This window comes from Niastella vici, assembly GCF_002077945.1.
Lineage (GTDB): Bacteria > Bacteroidota > Bacteroidia > Chitinophagales > Chitinophagaceae > Niastella > Niastella vici.
Map to the genome: position 1 here is coordinate 16,601 of NZ_LVYD01000088.1, position 16,355 is coordinate 32,955.

Here is a 16,355-nt window from a genome sequence, read left to right on the forward strand (position 1 = left end):
GGAGGTTTCGAAGGATGAGGGTCAATTGAGAACTACGGGTAACAGCTTATAAAGGGGCTCAAGTTATCCATTATGCGCAATATAAAAAACGGTTAAAACACCGTTTTTTATAATATGATCTTATGTACCGAATTTGCGGTTATTGGTATATTTTACATTATAGTATATGGCTAACAGTATGCTGCATATGCAGTTAAAGGATCAGCTTAATGTGTAGGTTCAAACAGAAAATAACACAGCTGCATCGGTTTAGTTTGAAATCTTTTACAGAGAGTTAATATGCTATTAATCTTAACAAAAACAATACTGTATACATTTGGTTTTTCCTTAACTAAAACTGACACCAATGATGAAAACAATGTTTACCCTTGTCGCAGCACTCTTTTTTGTGAGTGCTTTGACAGCTCAAACTACGATCATTGCTACCGGATCATCCTGGAAATACCTCGATAACGGAAGCAATCAGGGTACAAGCTGGATAAATACCGGTTTTAATGATGCAGCCTGGCCTTCAGGAAATGCGCAATTAGGGTACGGCGATGGCGATGAAGCTACTGTTGTAAGTTATGGACCCAACTCCAGTTCAAAGTACACAACTACCTATTTCAGAAAGACGGTTTCGGTAGCAGATGCCTCTGTCTTTACCGGCTATACGCTACGGGTAAAAAGAGATGATGGCATCGTGGTATATATTAATGGAGTGGAAAAATACAGGAATAATATGCCTACAGGAACAATTGCATACAACACCTGGGCTTCTACTAACTGCAGCGATGATGGCAATACCTGGTTTTCTACAACATTGGCCGCAGGCTCTTTAGTTACCGGAAATAATGTGATAGCTGTAGAAATTCATCAAATAAATAAAACCAGTTCAGATATCAGCTTTGATCTTGAGCTAACGGGCACAGGTGGAGGAACTACTGCGGTGCTCACCCGCGGACCTTATTTGCAAATGGGCAATCAAACAGCAATTACTCTTCGCTGGCGCACCGATGTAGCTACCGATTCAAAAATTGAAGTGGGAACCGTATATGGCACTTATACCTTATCGGCCACTAATGCCACTTCAACTACTGAACACGAAGTGAGAATTACAGGCTTGTCGGCTGATACCAAATATTTTTATCGTTTTGGCAGCTCAACCCAGGTATTACAAAGTGGCACAGATAACTATTTTACAACCGTACCAGCGGCCACTACTACGAGGAAAGTACGTATTGCAGCATTTGGCGATTGTGGCACAAACAGCCTGAATCACCAATCGGGGACATTAACAGCTTATCGAAATTATCTTACCAATAATAGCCTTGAGGCCGCAGATGCCTGGTTGTTACTGGGCGACAATGCTTATAATGGCGGATTGGAAACTGAATACACCAGCAACTTCTTTAATCCTTATGGCAGCTCTATTTTAAAGAACCATAAGTTATATCCCGCACCTGGCAATCACGATTATGATAATAATTCGGCCAACCAGGCATCGCATAATGTGCCCTACTTCAGCATATTCACCCTGCCGGCTAATGCCGAATGCGGTGGAGTGGCTTCAGGAAACGAAAGATATTATTCTTATGATATTGGCAATGTACACTTTCTGGCACTGGATTCTTACGGACTGGAAAACAGTGGCACTACGCGCCTGTACGACACAACCGGCGCACAGGTAACCTGGGTAAAACAGGACCTGGCAGCCAATACTAAAAAGTGGGTAATCGCCTACTGGCATCACCCACCTTATACAATGGGCAGTCATAATTCTGATTCCGAAACAGAATTAGTGAATATCAGGCAAAACTTTATTCGTATTCTGGAACGCCTCGGCGTTGATGTTATAATTTGTGGACACAGTCACGACTATGAGCGTTCATACCTGTTAAACGGGTATTATGGTAATGAATCTTCCTTTAACACGGGCACGCATACCAAAAGCACCAGCAGCGCCAAATATGATGGCAGCGCTAATTCCTGTCCTTACATTACTGCAGCAGGCGCCAATCATGGAACGGTGTATGTGCTGTCGGGTTCTGCAGGCGCCAGCGGCGGCACACAGGCTGGTTATCCGCATAATGCCATGCCATGGAGTATCAATGACGGTGGTATGACTTATATAGAAGTACAGGAAAACCGCCTTGACCAAAAATTCATTCGCATGGATGGTACCATATGGGATAAGTTTACCATCATGAAAGATGTAAATAAAACAACCAATCTTTCCATTGCGTCAGGCACACCAACCACATTGACAGCATCATGGCCGGCGGGTACGTATAGCTGGTCAACCGGTGCAACAACCCGTAGCATTTCAGTAAGTCCAACCGCCAATACAACCTACACAGTAACTGACGGCGTGACCTGTGTTTCCGATATATATAATGTTACCATAAATGGCGCCCGGTTAGCAACAACCCAAACGCCGGATGCTATTGAACTGAATTGGGGAATTATACCAACGATAGTGCAGAAAGGACAATCCATTCGTGTAAACACAGGCATCAGCACTGCTGTAAACATTTCGGTACTGGACATCAATGGCCGGTTGATAGAAATGAAAAAGATCACGGCAACAGGTTTTGTAGAAACCGGTAAACTGGCTGCCGGCACTTACTTCATTAAATTAAATACGAAGCAAAAAGCTGCAGCACAGAAATTTGTAGTTACAGAATAGCTATTCTACAATCAATTATAAAACCGGGTCCGTTAAAAGCGACCCGGTTTTTTCACTTCGAAAAAGTTAATTTCGGGTAATTGATTTGCAAACTGGATCTTTATACCAATATTAACCCAGGTAATGGAAACGCTTGCAAAGCCATTTGATACAAAAAAAACGAATCGATTGATCACTGCAGTCGCTGTACTGCCTTTTATCATTTTTTGTTCGGCTCATTTTGTTGCGCCGCCTTCAAATGCCATCAACGAAAAACTGGACGCCTGGTATCTTCAACAGTTAAAAAAACTAAAACAGGAAGTATACGATCTTCAGCAGCTCCCTGCTACCCCCAAAAATCGTGGCGCCTGCCAGCAGCTATTCAGGCAGGCAAGATTGACGTATAAGAAAGCAGCCATTTTTATTGAATACTTCAATGCTTACGAAGCCCAATATTTAAATGGTCCCAATTTGCCACGAACTGAAGATGACAATCCTGACGTTATTATTAAACCGCATGGATTCCAGGTACTGGAAGAAGATCTTTTTGGCAATGAGCAATCAATGCCTGCTGTAAAAGAAGAAACAGCACATTTGCTACAATATATTGAACGGTTGGAAAATGAAACAGACCGCCAATATAAATTCCGGGATGCGGAAGTGTGGGAGGCTTTGCGGGCAGCGGTATTACGGATGATCACATTAGGCATCAGTGGTTTTGATTCACCAGTTGCACAATATTCATTGCCCGAAGCCAGTTCAACATTACAGGGCATAAAGGAAATATTGGCTATTTATAAAACAAACCTTGATAAAACAGGTCCGGAACTATATCCGGAATTGATGGCAGCCATAACAAGCGCAAAAAGTTTTTTATCAAAGTCTCCTTCTTTTAATGGTTTCGATCGTTTGACATTCATTACCCGCTGTGCCAACCGGCTGTCTTCCGGTATCTATAGGGCGCGCATGCAATCAGGTTACTTGATGCCGGAAGGGTTGCGGCCACTCAATGCCACCAAAACCATATTTGATCCCAATGCTTTTAATATTAATTTCTTCTCGCTGAATGACCGGTATAAATCGACTCCGGAAAGAGTGGCATTGGGCAAATTACTTTTTTATGATCCTGTACTTTCCGGAACAAAGAAACGCAGCTGCGCCACCTGTCATCAACCCCAAAAAGCATTTACCGATGGGAACATCACCGCGTTATCGATCGATGAAAAGAACTCACTTTCCCGTAATACGCCTACACTTTGGAACTCCGTTTTTCAGACGAAGCAATTTTTTGATAGCCGCACCAGTGTGCTGGAATATCAATTGGGCGAGGTGGTGCACAATGAAACAGAAATGAAAGGTTCGCTAAAAGAAAGCGTAGCGGTATTAAAAAACGATCCTACCTATTCAGCGCTTTTTCAAAAGGCTTATCCTGATGAAAAAGAATTTGTGTCGCAGTATAATATTGCCAATGCCATTTCATCGTATGTTCGTTCGCTGGTGGCCATGAATGCCCGGTTCGACCAGTATATGCGGGGAAATAGCAAAACACTTACCATTGCGGAAAAAAATGGTTTTAATCTTTTTATGGGAAAGGCCAAATGCGGCACCTGCCATTTTATGCCTTTGTTCAATGGATTGGTGCCTCCAGATTATGTAGAAACCGAGTCGGAAGTGCTGGGCGTACCAAAAACTAAAGACAGCCTGCATGCAGAACTGGACAGCGATCTGGGAAAATTCAATTTTACCCGGTCGGTTGTGCATAAGCATGCATTTAAAATTCCCACGCTTCGCAATATTGAATTAACGGCGCCTTACATGCATAATGGGGTGTTTTCAACGCTGGAAGAAGTGATGGACTTTTATAATAAGGGCGGCGGCAGGGGTTTGAAAATTGCACCGGAAAATCAAACATTACCATTCGACAAATTGGAGCTTTCGAAAAAGGAGATCGGTGAGGTTATTGCTTTTATGAGGGCGCTTACTGATACGAGTGCTGCTAAATAACAGCTTCCCCGGCTCATATAGGTGTCTATTTTTCAATTACAATAAAGAAGGTATGAAAAGTGATTTTCAGGAGGTAAAAAAATTACTAAATATTTCTTTCAGGCGGTAACGTGGACCAGTAGTAGTCTTAATTTAAACCTGGAAGTAAAATTGAAAAACATCTATTTCTTTACTGGTAATCTGGCAGGCATTTTATATTGCAAATCATCACGAATAGCATCCTTTTCAATAATATGTCATCAAGTCTTTTGCATCTTTTGAAGAAGAGTTTCTGAATCGTTGATGATTTGAACAATTTCCGAAGGATTTCCGGGATTGGTAAAATTTTTGTTTAGTGCTTGCAGGGCTTCATTCGTTTTTACCACACCATTTTTGCCCCAGGCAGAATTTTTTGATATGGCGATGGCTACCGTTCTTCCATTTCTTTCAAATTCGTGTAACATCCAAAAATATTGCTCATCCCGGTAAAGAAAACGGGTTCGCAGGGTAAAGCTCTGGAAAAGTCTTAGAGGATAGCGATAGCGTATGTTCGCGGTTTTGACAAAGGAAATCCACTTGTTTTTCCAAAGATGCTGCCACCATCCACAGCGAATAACAAGATCCATACGTCCGAGATCCATGAATGCATGGTAACGGTCATTGCTAACGATTTTAATATCACAATCCCAGGGCATTACCCTGAACTTTAAAACAGATTGATCAATGATGTTAAGATCACACTTTCTGAGCAGTGCAGCAATAATCATTTTTAGGAGGCGGAAGCGCATTCGCATAGGTAAGCAAGTAAGTAAATGGTACTTTTCCCTCAAATTACATACCAATTAAGATAAAAATTTTTCCAACCCTTGCGACCGAATAATTGAAGTATGTGCTAACGGAGATCAGAAAACTGAGAATATAAGCGATAAGTAAACGTTTCTGAATTTCAATTTTTTTAAAAAAATCTGTATTTCCCTAAAAAGATATAACTGTCACGGGGCTGATTAGGTCATCGGATCCCTGTGTTTAGTACACATATACTGCGGCTCGTTACTTTTTCATATTCGACCTTACTAACCCAAGCCCCTCCCAAAACGCAGCGGGGTATTCCAAAGAATCAGGCTTACCAAACAAGTCATTTGTTAAATCAAGCTCATAACCTTTGTCAAGCTTTTGATATTTAACCGATGTAAAGATCATTTGGTCCCAGTCGCCAATAAACTTTAAACTATCAAGTGTTTCGGGGTACTCGCCAAAGCGAATTTTATGCAATTCAATTAACGCTATGGCAGTTTTGAAGTATTGATCGCTGAATTTCTCCATTGACTGTTTCTCCAATTTTTTCATGCCGCATTGGGTGAACAGGAATGTGGATGCTATCAGCAGAATAAGTATTTTCTTTGTTTTCATTGGGCTATACTGTTTTGAATTAAAAGGTGGCGTAACGGCTCATAGAAGGGGTTTAAATATGTAAGTATAATATTATTTTGCAGTATAAACAACAATGCCACGGCCTAATACAGACCGTGGCATTTCTATTTAAAATTTCTTCTTCTTTAGCTTATTCCCAGCAGTTCCACTTCAAACACCAATGTGCTGTTGGGGCCAATCTGCGCACTTACCTGTTGCTCGCCATATCCTAAATGCGGCGGAATGAAAAAGCGCCACTTGCTACCGGCGGGCATCAGTTGCAGGCCTTCCGTCCAGCCTTTGATAACCCGGTTTAACGGAAAAGTGGCTGGCTGGCCGCGCTTTACCGAACTGTCGAATACGGTTCCGTCAATGAGTGTACCGTGGTAATGACAGGTCACATTACTGGTGGCCGTTGGTTTGATGCCGGTGCCTTCCGTAATGATCTCATATTGCAACCCGCTGGGCAAAGCCACTACGCCGGGTTTTTGTTTATTGGCTTCCAGAAAGTCGTTTCCGGCTTTCAGGTTTGCTTCTGCTTTTTCTTTTCTTTGTTGGAATAAACGATCTGCGATTCCCATAAAATAATTTTTGATTCTTTGGTAAAATTTGAACCTTGAAATTTACTAGCGAGCCTCGAACTTAAAGAACTAAGAACTTATAAACTGCCCTTGGGGGCTTACCACCCACTCGCCAGCACATCCGCAATATGCATGGTCTGTAATCCCATTCCTTTTTTGCGGATATGTCCATCGAGGTGCATCAGGCACGACAGGTCGGTTGATATAATACAGTCTGCCCCGGTATTTTTGGCATTGATGCTTTTTTGATCGGCCATACCAATGGATATGGGATCAAATTTAACTGCAAAAGTACCGCCAAAACCGCAGCAGGTCTCCACATCATTCATTTCAACCAGTTCCAGTCCCTTTACGTTTGATAATAATTTGCGTGGCTCCTCTTTGATCTTGCATTCGCGTAATCCGGCGCATGAATCGTGATAGGTAGCTTTGGCATGAAAGCTGGCGCCTACATTTTCTACCTTCAACACATTCACCAGAAAATCGGTGAACTCGTAGGTGCGTTCTTTCAGGCGCTGCACTTCACCCAGTTGGGGTGTATTTTCAAAAACCGTGGAATAATAGTTCCGTACAAAACCAACGCAGCTTGCACTGGGCGCCACTACGTAATCGGTACTGGTTCCACTGAAATCTTTTATGAATTTGGAACATACTTCGCGGGCATCGTCCCAGAAGCCGGCATTGAAGGCGGGCTGTCCGCAACAGGTTTGGTTGGCATTATAGGTGACGGTACAACCTGCTTTTTCCAGCACTTTAACCATGTTAAAGGCAGTTTGCGGAAACAACTGATCAACAAAGCAGGGAATAAATAATTGAACGTTCATGACACCACTTTTAATGGCTATTCTTGAATGATTGCGTTAGAGAGATCATTTTCAGGGCAGTGATGGCGGCTTCTTCTCCCTTATGGCCGTGTTTTCCGCCAATGCGCTCCTGCGCCTGCTGATCGTTATCTACTGTCAGGATGCCAAAAATAACAGGCACCGGTAAGGTCAGGTTCAATTGGGTAATGCCACTGGTTACGCCCTGGCAAACATATTCAAAATGCGGTGTATCGCCCCGCAGCACACAGCCGAGGGCAATAAATGCGTGCGGACGGTCATCTTTATATTTATTCGCGTCCCAATAACTTTTTATACCAAAAGGAATTTCAAAGGCGCCGGGAACGGTGATCACCTTTACATCTTTAATGCCCTGGTTTTTGAAAACGGTCATACAACCCTTTTCCAGCTCATCTATAATGGCGGCGTTCCATTCGGTGCGTACTATAACAACACAGGCATTCGTGTTTTGAATGCCTGTGTCTATTTGTAATAACTTACTATTGCTTACTTCAGCCATGTTTCTTTATTTCGGTTTTTGCAACCACTAACCTTAGTTCAAATCTCCGAGTTTACCCAGGTATTTGTCTACATCAGTTCTTGCACGGTCACTGTTAGGATATTTATCCTTGATCAGGCGCAACAGCTCGATAGCATCTTTGCTTTTGCCCAGTTCCTGGTTCAGCATGGCGGCACGGAACAGGTATTCAGGTGAATTCACATCATCCTTATCGAACATGGTACCGGCCTTTTTATAATAATCGATGGCTTCCTGTTTTTTGCCCAGTTCAGAATAGGCATCGCCCAGCAAACCGGTGGCGCGCAATTCCACTTCAACCTGGTTGGTAGAAAAATCTTTCAGGAATTTGATGGCATTGTTGAAATCGCCCAGTTGTAAATAGCAGGCGCCTGCGTAAAATTTCGACAGGTTGCCGGCTTTTGTACCACTGTAGTTCTTAGCTGCTTTCAAAAAGCCAGCGTTCACCCCATCGCCGTTCAATGCGAGGTTGAAAGAATCATTTCTGAAATAGTCTTCCGCTTTCCAGATGGCTTCTGCGGCCTTGGTCTCCTGCGGCGCTTTCATGAATTTATTATAAGCGAAATAACCGCCTACGAGAATTATCACACCGGAAAGCACGTAGGTGATCATTTTATTGTTCTTACCCCAGAAATCACGGGCCGAATCCACTATTCGATCTTCGGTTGTTCTTTCTACTGGTTGTTCAGGCACTTGTTTTACGTCAGTGGCCATGAATGATATTGTTTTAGTTGTACAATGTTGTTTACTTAGGCAAAGAGGTTATATTAATCAACGATGAACGGATAATTGGGCGTCAGCACAATGTCTTTCAGCACTTCGTCTTCCGTTGGGATAGGCGATTCTTCTGCGAATTTCACTGATGCAGCCACTGTATCGTTCACGCGTTTATTGATGGCTTCAATTTCGTCTTTGGTAGCGTATTTATTTTTCTGAATGGTGTTCAGCACCAGTTGAATGGGGTCGCGTTGTTTGTATTCTTCCACTTCTTCCTTGGTGCGGTATTTCTGCGGGTCAGAAATAGAGTGCCCTTTATAGCGGTAAGTTTTGATCTCCAGTAAAGTTGGTCCACCGCCTTCACGGGCTCTTTTTACAGCGCGTGATACGGCATCATGTACCGCTTCAGCGCTCATGCCGTCAACCGAATCGGCGGGCATTTCATACGCATCGGCCAGTTTAAAAATATCGTGTACGTTGCTGGTACGGGTTACCGACGTACCCATGGCGTAATTGTTATTCTCACAAATAAATATAGCCGGCAATTTCCAGGTCATGGCCATATTGAATGTTTCGTGCAAAATACCCTGACGGGCAGCGCCATCGCCAAAGAAAGTCAGTGATACGTTGTCTGTGCCTTTGTATTTTTCGGCAAAGGCCAAACCAGCGCCGGTTCCAATTTGGGCGCCTACAATACCGTGACCACCAAAGAAATATTCTTTTTTACCGAAAAAGTGCATGCTTCCTCCTTTACCCTTGGCGCAACCTGTTGCTTTACCATACAGTTCGGCCATACAGCTTTCAGGGCTCATCCCTTTTGCAAGGGCCAAACCGTGGTCGCGGTAAGCAGTTACAAAGGGATCTTCCTGGCGGGTAGCGGTCATTACACCCGCGGCGATAGCTTCCTGGCCTACATAGGCGTGGAAAAAGCCACGGATCTTACCTTCCATTTTATATTTTTCTTCGGCTGCCAGTTCAAATTGACGGATTAAGAGCATTAACTCGTACCAGTACAAATACGTTTCTTTGGAGAATTTCGAAGCCACAGTATAAAAAATTTGAGGTTTTAACCCCGCCGGGGCCCCCCGACTCGTCGGTGCAGGCTGGCAAAGGCGGGGGCAAAGATAGGGTAAGAAAGGGAATTATGGAATTGGGAAATGAGATTTTAAGCCCAATAGACGGTTTGATAGCCAGTTATTTGGGTGGGAAATTAGTGGTATGGCTGTATTTAGGACATATTTCCGGTAAAATTGACAAATTATCAAGCTGTAAGGCGAAAACCCGGGTCGAAAACAGGACCTGCGGGGTGTTTACCCCTTTTTTCAGCGAAAAGCGGATTTTCAGGGGCGATAGCTGTATCCTTAGGGGCAATAGTTAATATTTTTTCTCTGATAGCTGTTTTTCTATGAGATAGTTGACCTTGCCATCGCGATAGCTGGCTTTGAAGATGCAATAGATGGATTTCGTTCTGAGTTAGCTGTATCCTCACCTATACCCCTCCCTTTCTAACTTATTGCCAGAAAAAAGCAGCTATTGTCTGTTTTATAAAGCCACCGGTTCCTATAAGCGATAGTAAAGTTTTCAGTCAACCGCAAACAGTGTTTATATTGCAGGTTTTTATTGAAAATGTAAAGCCTAGTTGCTGAATTTAAACAACATATCACTCACCCAATTCAAAAACTACCAAACCCGTAACTTTCCATTCACCGAACGGATCGTAGGTATTTGCGGCGCCAATGGCGTGGGCAAAACCAACCTGCTCGATGCCATTTACTATTGCTGTTTCACCAAAAGCTATTTTACCCGCAGCGATAGCCAGAATATTTTACACGGCTCAGGCGGGTTCCGCATCGAAGGCCATTTTAACCTGCAGGGCGAACCGCTGAAAGTTGTATGTATTCTTCGCGAAACAGGCCGCAAGGAATTTTCGGTGAACGATGAACCTTACGAGAAATTAGCCGCCCACATTGGCAAACTTCCCTGCGTGATCATTGCCCCCGATGATGTGCAAATAATAACCGGTGGCAGCGAAGAACGCCGCCGCCTGCTCGATGCCCTCCTATGCCAGCTCGACGCCAGCTACCTGCAACAGTTGATGGATTATAATAAAGTATTGCAGCAACGCAACGGCTTTCTGAAATCCCTGGCCGAAAAAAAGATCGCCGATCAAAGCCTGCTCGAGGTATACGACGAACAACTGTGCCGCTACGGCGCTTTTATATATAGAAAAAGGAAAGAATTCCTGCAGTCCTTCCTGCCCCTTGTCGAAAAATTCTACACACAGATCGCCGGCCAATCGGAGCCATTGGCCTTACACTACGAAAGCCAGTTGCACGAATTCGATTTTGCGCAATTATTACAGCGGTTCCGCCAAAAAGACCTCATCGTGCAACGTACCAGCGGCGGTATTCACCGCGACGACATCAGTACCCAGCTGAATAACCAGCCTTTCAAGACGCTGGCCTCCCAGGGACAACGGAAAAGTTTGCTCTTTGCCATGAAGCTGGCCGAATTTGAAACCCTGAAACAGGCCAAACAATTCCCGCCCCTGCTCCTGCTCGACGATGTGTTTGAAAAACTCGATGCCGGCCGCATGCACAACCTGCTCGATCATGTTTGTGTGCAGAACCTGGGCCAGGTGTTTATTACTGATACGCATGCTGATCGTATCAAAATGCATTTTGAAACCCTGGGAATGCCGTTTCAATTGATTTGCCTGTAACTAACTATAAATATTTAAGAAGGTTTTACATGCAGGAACGATCCCCTTCTTCGTTTTACAGGCTATGTTTGCAAGGGATAGGCCCTTTACCCAAACCCTTCTTATGAATGAGCAGCGTTCTTATAAAAAATTATGGTCGGTAATTAAGCGGGTGATGCCAACGCTTATTTTTTATGCAATAGCCATTGTGGCCATAGATGTATTGAACAGACTCTCGCCCGGCGGCCCCTGTGTTCCAGGCCTGGGTGTTGTAGCTTTTTTCCTTTTTATACCCGTTATTTTTGGTTTATTTTTATACAATATCTTCCTCACCTTCCACAGGGGTAAAAAGAATGGCATTCCAGCTATTATTCATGCGGCAGTTTTGGTGATAATTTTTGTAATGCTTAATGTGGGATGAAAAACTGTCACTACCTTTGAAGGCCAATCCCAACTATAAACCAGAAATTTGTATCCATGGGCGAATATTCATTAGGCGATGCGCTAAAATATTTCCTCAACCACAGCCGGTTGAAAGGTTCCATACAGGCATTGCAGATCGAAGATGTATGGGAACAGATCATGGGTAAAACCATTGCCAAATACACCGACAAAATAGTGATACAGGGAAAAACCTTATATATCACCACCACCATGGCCCCGCTGAAACAGGAACTGCTGTATCAGAAAGAAAATATCATTAAAAGAGTTAATGAAACGTTGGGTGAAAACGTCATAAAAGATGTGGTGATTCAATAACCGGGAGTGCGCTTGCGCTGAACATAGTCTCAGCGTCAAGGGGCTACTGCCTCCCCTCAATATCAGTCCTGAATTTCTCAATGCATTTTCTATCCTGCAAAGTAACAAAGCAGGTTCTGCCGTCTTTGCCGCCGAATGTGATATTGCTTACATCTTTTCCTTTCAGTTCCACTTCCTGTATTTGACGGCCGCCGCTGTTAAAGATGGCCACCGTTCCCTTCCCATGACGGGTAATATACAGGTTGCCTTTGGTGTCGCATTTCATGCCATCCATGCCAAAATCGGTGAAGGTAGCAAATGTGCGTTCGCTCTTTATATCGCCTTTATCGTCGAGTTCGAAAGCCCATACCTTGCGCTGGATGCTTTCATTTACGTAGAGTGTTTTTTCGTCGGGGCTCAAACAAATGCCATTGGTAGTACCCAGGTTACCTTTCAGCAAAACAGCTTTGCGGTCTTTTCCAATTTTCCAGATCTGCCCGGTTTGCTTTTGCCAGTTGGGGTCCGAAGCATAAACGATCCCTTTTTTGCTGATGCAAATATCATTGGGCTGGTTAAACCGGTCTTCGTGGCAATACACGCTTACCGCTTTTGTTTCGGGATCAACTTCGAGCACATTGTGTTCAACAAAATCGGCCACCAGCATATGTCCCTGCGCGTTAAAGCGTATGCTGTTGCCAACGCTTTTGCCAGGCAACGTTACAAACAGCTCTACCTGGCCATCGGGATGCACCAATCCTATTGTTCCATCTGTTTGATAGTTCACCACAAATAACCTGTCGTCTTTGTCAACTGCCGGGCCTTCGCAATTTTTGGTAAATAAATTTTCAGCGGTTTGATCAACGGCCCGGAACAATGATTTGGAAAAATCTTTCTGCGGATTTGCCTTCCGTTGACAGGCGGTTACCAATACAATAGCAGTTGCAGTTATAAAAAATTTATGCATAGTTTTTTTGAGTTCAACGTTCGTTATTCAACTTATTCTAACCTTACCCGGGGATCTACCACCGCATACAACACATCGGCCAGCACATTCACCAGTATAAAAAAGAAAGAGGTGATCAATACCGACCCCATCACTACCGGGAAATCAAGTTTTTCCAACGCATCTACCGTCACTTTACCAATCCCCTTCCAGCCAAAAATATATTCCACGAAAAAAGCGCCGGCCAGCAATTCGGCAAACCAACCGGTAATAGCGGTGATCACCGGGTTCAGCGCATTGCGCAACGCATGTTTCCAAACTACCACCCCTTTTGATAAACCCTTGGCATAAGCCGTACGAATGTAATCCTGGTTCAGCACATCGAGCATGGCGCTGCGCGTTAGCTGGGTAATGATGGTCAGCGGACGAATGCCCAGTGTAAGTGCAGGTAACCACAGGTTTTGTAATGACCAGTAGGGCCGGCCGGTAATTTCATCCATATCGCGCCAGCTGCCGGTCATATGTAAACCGGTATAATGGCTCCAAACAAACCCCAACAGGTACGCAATTACGATGCCCATAAAAAATGAGGGCGCCGAAATACCCAGTACGCTGGTAAATATGGCAGAAGTATCCATCCAGGTATCTTTTTTTACCGCCGCCAGCACGCCCAGCGGAATACCCAGTGCAACGGCGATGATCATGGCCGCAACCGCCAGCAGCAGCGTGCCGGGCAGGGCCTCCATCAATATTTCGCCTACATTTTTTCTTGTTTGGTAAGAACGCCGCAAATAAGGCAATTTTATTGCGAGATTGATGCCGCTGCCTATAAAGAAACCTTTCAATTGCTTTTTCTCTATGTCGCTGTCGGTATGAATGGCCAGGGGCGACAGATCGTTCAGGTACAGCACAAACTGTTTCCATTTGGGCTGATCGAGGTACAGCTCATGCCTGATGTTCTCCATGGTGGCCGCATCGGCACGCTGCCCGCTCACCAGGCGCGAAGGATCGGCAAACCCCAGGAACAATAAAAATACCAGCACAATAACGCCGAGCATTACAAGAATGCCATAAAAGATCCGTCGTGTGAAGTATTTTATCAAAAGTTAGTGTTTTAATGTGCTGTCGGCCGGTGCATCGCTGTGCACTTCTTCCTGGCTGGCAGCAGGTGCATTGCCCGGCAAATTGTTTACAACCAGTAAAGCCTGCTCCAGATCGGCATAGCTCCACTTATTCAAAATAGTTCCTTTTTTAATTAAAAACAAAGCCGGGTTGGTACGGGCCGCCGTTTTAATGGCGGTGGCATCGCAACGCAATGGCCTAAACGCATAAAATACATCGGGCGCATTATGCCAAAGGGTTTCAAGGGGCACATTGGTGACCAGGTACCCATTTATATGTTTCTGTGCGGCGCGCTGCATCACCACACCCAGCAGGTTGGTCCAGTCACCGATGGTATAACCATTCTTCAGGAACAGGTACAGCTGGTATTCATCGGTATTCAGCAATGCCTGGGTGGTATCGTTACCAAAGAATGTTTGCAGCGAGAAATCTTTTATGGCGGGAGATGCATTGCCCTTGCGCACCAGTTTATCGTACCGCTTTACAAATTTATAGGTGGCTTCATCATAATCGGCCGGGAAATTATCTGCCGTGAACTCCACCTGTTTGCCAGCCTTCTCATATACAAAACTTATTACGGTACTATCGGGGATGGAACCGGGCGGCGCCTGCATTTTTTCGGGAATATTATTGCCGATCTTATAAGGGAGGCAATCCTTTACCGGCAGGTGCACCAGCACGTACCATTGAAAGGCAAAGGAGAAAATGGTAGTGAAGAAAAGCGCTACCAGGCTGAACATCGTATTTAATGCGGGCTTCACCTTATTGCGTTGCCAGAAAATAAAACCGATCATCACCAGCAGTAGCAGGTCTTTCATAAACGACTGGTCGGCGGTGAGGGGAATGCAATCACCAAAACAACCACATTCGCGTATTTTTCCGCTGAACAGCGCATAACCGGTTAAAAAGGTAAAGAAAACGATCAGCAGCAACAGCAACCAGCTGAACAATCGCATTTGCCAGCCCACCAGCACGGCCACCCCGGCAATGATCTCAAACGCGATCATGGCGATAGAAAAAGTGAGGGTATAATTATCGAGAAAGCTCCAGCCCCACACTTCAAAAAACTCCTGCATTTTATAGCTCAGTCCAAGTGGGTCATTGGCTTTAACCAATCCTGAAAAAATAAAGAGAACACCTACGATGATACGGGTTATTGTCAGTAAAATTCTCATATAGAATATTGTGTCATAAATGGGTTCAGCGCGCTGTACATTTGTAAACAAATGTACCGTAAAACACATCTGCAAACTACATTTGCAAATCAAATGTAACGAACAAACCATAAATGTATACGCTGAATTGTAAAGGCCGCTTACTGGTCATAGATAACCCCCTCGTAATGGGCATTATCAATACCACACCCGATTCGTTTTATGAAGGAAGCCGTTTTATGGGCGAAACAGGTGTGCTAAAACAGGCTGAACAAATGCTAAAGGCGGGGGCTGATATCCTTGATATTGGCGGACAAAGCACCCGGCCCAACAGCACCGTTGTTCCGGTTGAGGAAGAACTGCAGCGGGTTACCGGCGCCATTGAATCGCTGCATTATAATTTTCCCGAAGCCATTATATCCATTGACACTTATTATGGCCGGGTAGCTGCCGAAGCCGTTGCCGCCGGCGCCTCCATTATCAACGATATAAGTGCGGGCACTGTTGACACCGGCATCATTTCCACTGCAGGCGCCCTGCAGGTTCCCTATATATGTACACATATAAAGGGCACACCGGCCACCATGCAACAACACGCAACCTATGAAAACATTACCCGCGAAGTGCTCGATTTCTTTATTCAGAAAATAGCCGAATGCCAACAGGCCGGCATTACCGATATCATCATTGACCCGGGTTTTGGGTTTTCCAAAACACCTGACCATAATTTTTCCCTGCTCAGGCAAATGTCGATGCTTTCCATGCTCAACAAACCCATATTGGTTGGCCTTTCGCGTAAATCTACCATCTATAAAACCCTTGACATAACACCTGCCGAAGCCCTGAATGGAACTACCGTGTTGAACACGGTGGCGCTGCTCAATGGCGCCAATATTTTAAGAGTGCATGATGTAAAGGAAGCGAAAGAGGCGATAGCATTAATTTCCCGTTTGCAATAATGTAGAAATATCTTATCGAGTAGGAAGTGAGAGATTAATCC

Annotated in this window: 16 protein-coding genes; 6 read left to right on the top strand and 10 right to left on the bottom strand. The window is 44.4% G+C overall.

The genetic code is table 11. From position 1 onward, the window contains the following. Positions 1-346: 346 nt before the first annotated feature. Both A3860_RS34065 and A3860_RS34070 read left to right on the top strand, forming a co-directional pair. Positions 347-2,668, top strand: a complete 2,322-nt coding sequence (locus A3860_RS34065; RefSeq protein ID WP_081155019.1) for a metallophosphoesterase — start codon at positions 347-349, stop codon at positions 2,666-2,668. Between the two features lie 123 nt (positions 2,669-2,791). After that, entirely contained in the window at positions 2,792-4,651 is a 1,860-nt protein-coding gene (locus A3860_RS34070; protein ID WP_081155022.1) for a cytochrome c peroxidase, read from the top strand. A gap of 239 nt (positions 4,652-4,890) precedes the next feature. Here the strand turns inward: A3860_RS34070 and A3860_RS34075 are convergent, their stop codons facing one another. The 7 genes from A3860_RS34075 to pdhA form a co-directional block, all read right to left on the bottom strand. Continuing rightward, positions 4,891-5,418, bottom strand: a complete 528-nt coding sequence (locus A3860_RS34075; RefSeq protein ID WP_158085451.1) for an acyl-CoA thioesterase — start codon at positions 5,416-5,418, stop codon at positions 4,891-4,893. A gap of 262 nt (positions 5,419-5,680) precedes the next feature. After that, positions 5,681-6,040 carry a hypothetical protein gene (locus tag A3860_RS34080; RefSeq protein WP_081155027.1) on the bottom strand — a complete coding sequence of 120 codons (360 nt, stop codon included), beginning with the start codon at positions 6,038-6,040 and terminating at the stop codon, positions 5,681-5,683. Positions 6,041-6,186: 146 nt separating this feature from the next. After that, positions 6,187-6,663 carry an FKBP-type peptidyl-prolyl cis-trans isomerase gene (locus A3860_RS34085; protein WP_317043517.1) on the bottom strand — a complete coding sequence of 159 codons (477 nt, stop codon included), beginning with the start codon at positions 6,661-6,663 and terminating at the stop codon, positions 6,187-6,189. A 56-nt stretch (positions 6,664-6,719) separates the two neighbouring features. Then, entirely contained in the window at positions 6,720-7,445 is a 726-nt protein-coding gene (locus tag A3860_RS34090) for a (Fe-S)-binding protein (protein WP_081155032.1), read from the bottom strand. Between the two features lie 10 nt (positions 7,446-7,455). Then, entirely contained in the window at positions 7,456-7,962 is a 507-nt protein-coding gene (gene ribH / locus A3860_RS34095; protein ID WP_081155034.1) for a 6,7-dimethyl-8-ribityllumazine synthase, read from the bottom strand. A gap of 33 nt (positions 7,963-7,995) precedes the next feature. After that, positions 7,996-8,694: a tetratricopeptide repeat protein gene (locus A3860_RS34100; protein WP_081155037.1), complete on the bottom strand. Its 699-nt coding sequence runs from the start codon at positions 8,692-8,694 to the stop codon at positions 7,996-7,998. Positions 8,695-8,747: 53 nt separating this feature from the next. Next, complete coding sequence (gene pdhA, locus A3860_RS34105; protein ID WP_081155039.1) at positions 8,748-9,743, bottom strand: pyruvate dehydrogenase (acetyl-transferring) E1 component subunit alpha; 996 nt, start codon at positions 9,741-9,743, stop codon at positions 8,748-8,750. A gap of 593 nt (positions 9,744-10,336) precedes the next feature. Here pdhA and recF point away from each other — a divergent pair. The 3 genes from recF (at position 10,337) to A3860_RS34125 (ending at position 12,157) form a co-directional block, all read left to right on the top strand. Further along, positions 10,337-11,419 carry a DNA replication/repair protein RecF gene (gene recF / locus A3860_RS34115; protein ID WP_081155045.1) on the top strand — a complete coding sequence of 361 codons (1,083 nt, stop codon included), beginning with the start codon at positions 10,337-10,339 and terminating at the stop codon, positions 11,417-11,419. 103 nt (positions 11,420-11,522) lie between these two features. Continuing rightward, positions 11,523-11,819, top strand: a complete 297-nt coding sequence (locus A3860_RS34120; protein ID WP_081155048.1) for a hypothetical protein — start codon at positions 11,523-11,525, stop codon at positions 11,817-11,819. 56 nt (positions 11,820-11,875) lie between these two features. After that, positions 11,876-12,157, top strand: a complete 282-nt coding sequence (locus A3860_RS34125) for a DUF721 domain-containing protein (protein ID WP_081155051.1) — start codon at positions 11,876-11,878, stop codon at positions 12,155-12,157. A gap of 43 nt (positions 12,158-12,200) precedes the next feature. Here the strand turns inward: A3860_RS34125 and A3860_RS34130 are convergent, their stop codons facing one another. The 3 genes from A3860_RS34130 to A3860_RS34140 are packed head-to-tail and all read right to left on the bottom strand — an operon-like array spanning position 12,201 to position 15,376. Continuing rightward, complete coding sequence (locus A3860_RS34130) at positions 12,201-13,100, bottom strand: SMP-30/gluconolactonase/LRE family protein (protein ID WP_081155053.1); 900 nt, start codon at positions 13,098-13,100, stop codon at positions 12,201-12,203. Positions 13,101-13,132: 32 nt separating this feature from the next. Continuing rightward, complete coding sequence (locus tag A3860_RS34135; RefSeq protein ID WP_081155055.1) at positions 13,133-14,182, bottom strand: ABC transporter permease; 1,050 nt, start codon at positions 14,180-14,182, stop codon at positions 13,133-13,135. Positions 14,183-14,185: 3 nt separating this feature from the next. Continuing rightward, a complete protein-coding gene (locus A3860_RS34140; RefSeq protein WP_081155059.1) occupies positions 14,186-15,376 on the bottom strand; it encodes a BT_3928 family protein in 1,191 nt (396 codons plus the stop codon). A 113-nt stretch (positions 15,377-15,489) separates the two neighbouring features. Here A3860_RS34140 and folP point away from each other — a divergent pair, with 113 nt between their 5' ends. Continuing rightward, positions 15,490-16,314, top strand: a complete 825-nt coding sequence (gene folP / locus A3860_RS34145) for a dihydropteroate synthase (RefSeq protein ID WP_081155057.1) — start codon at positions 15,490-15,492, stop codon at positions 16,312-16,314. Positions 16,315-16,355: the final 41 nt, after the last annotated feature.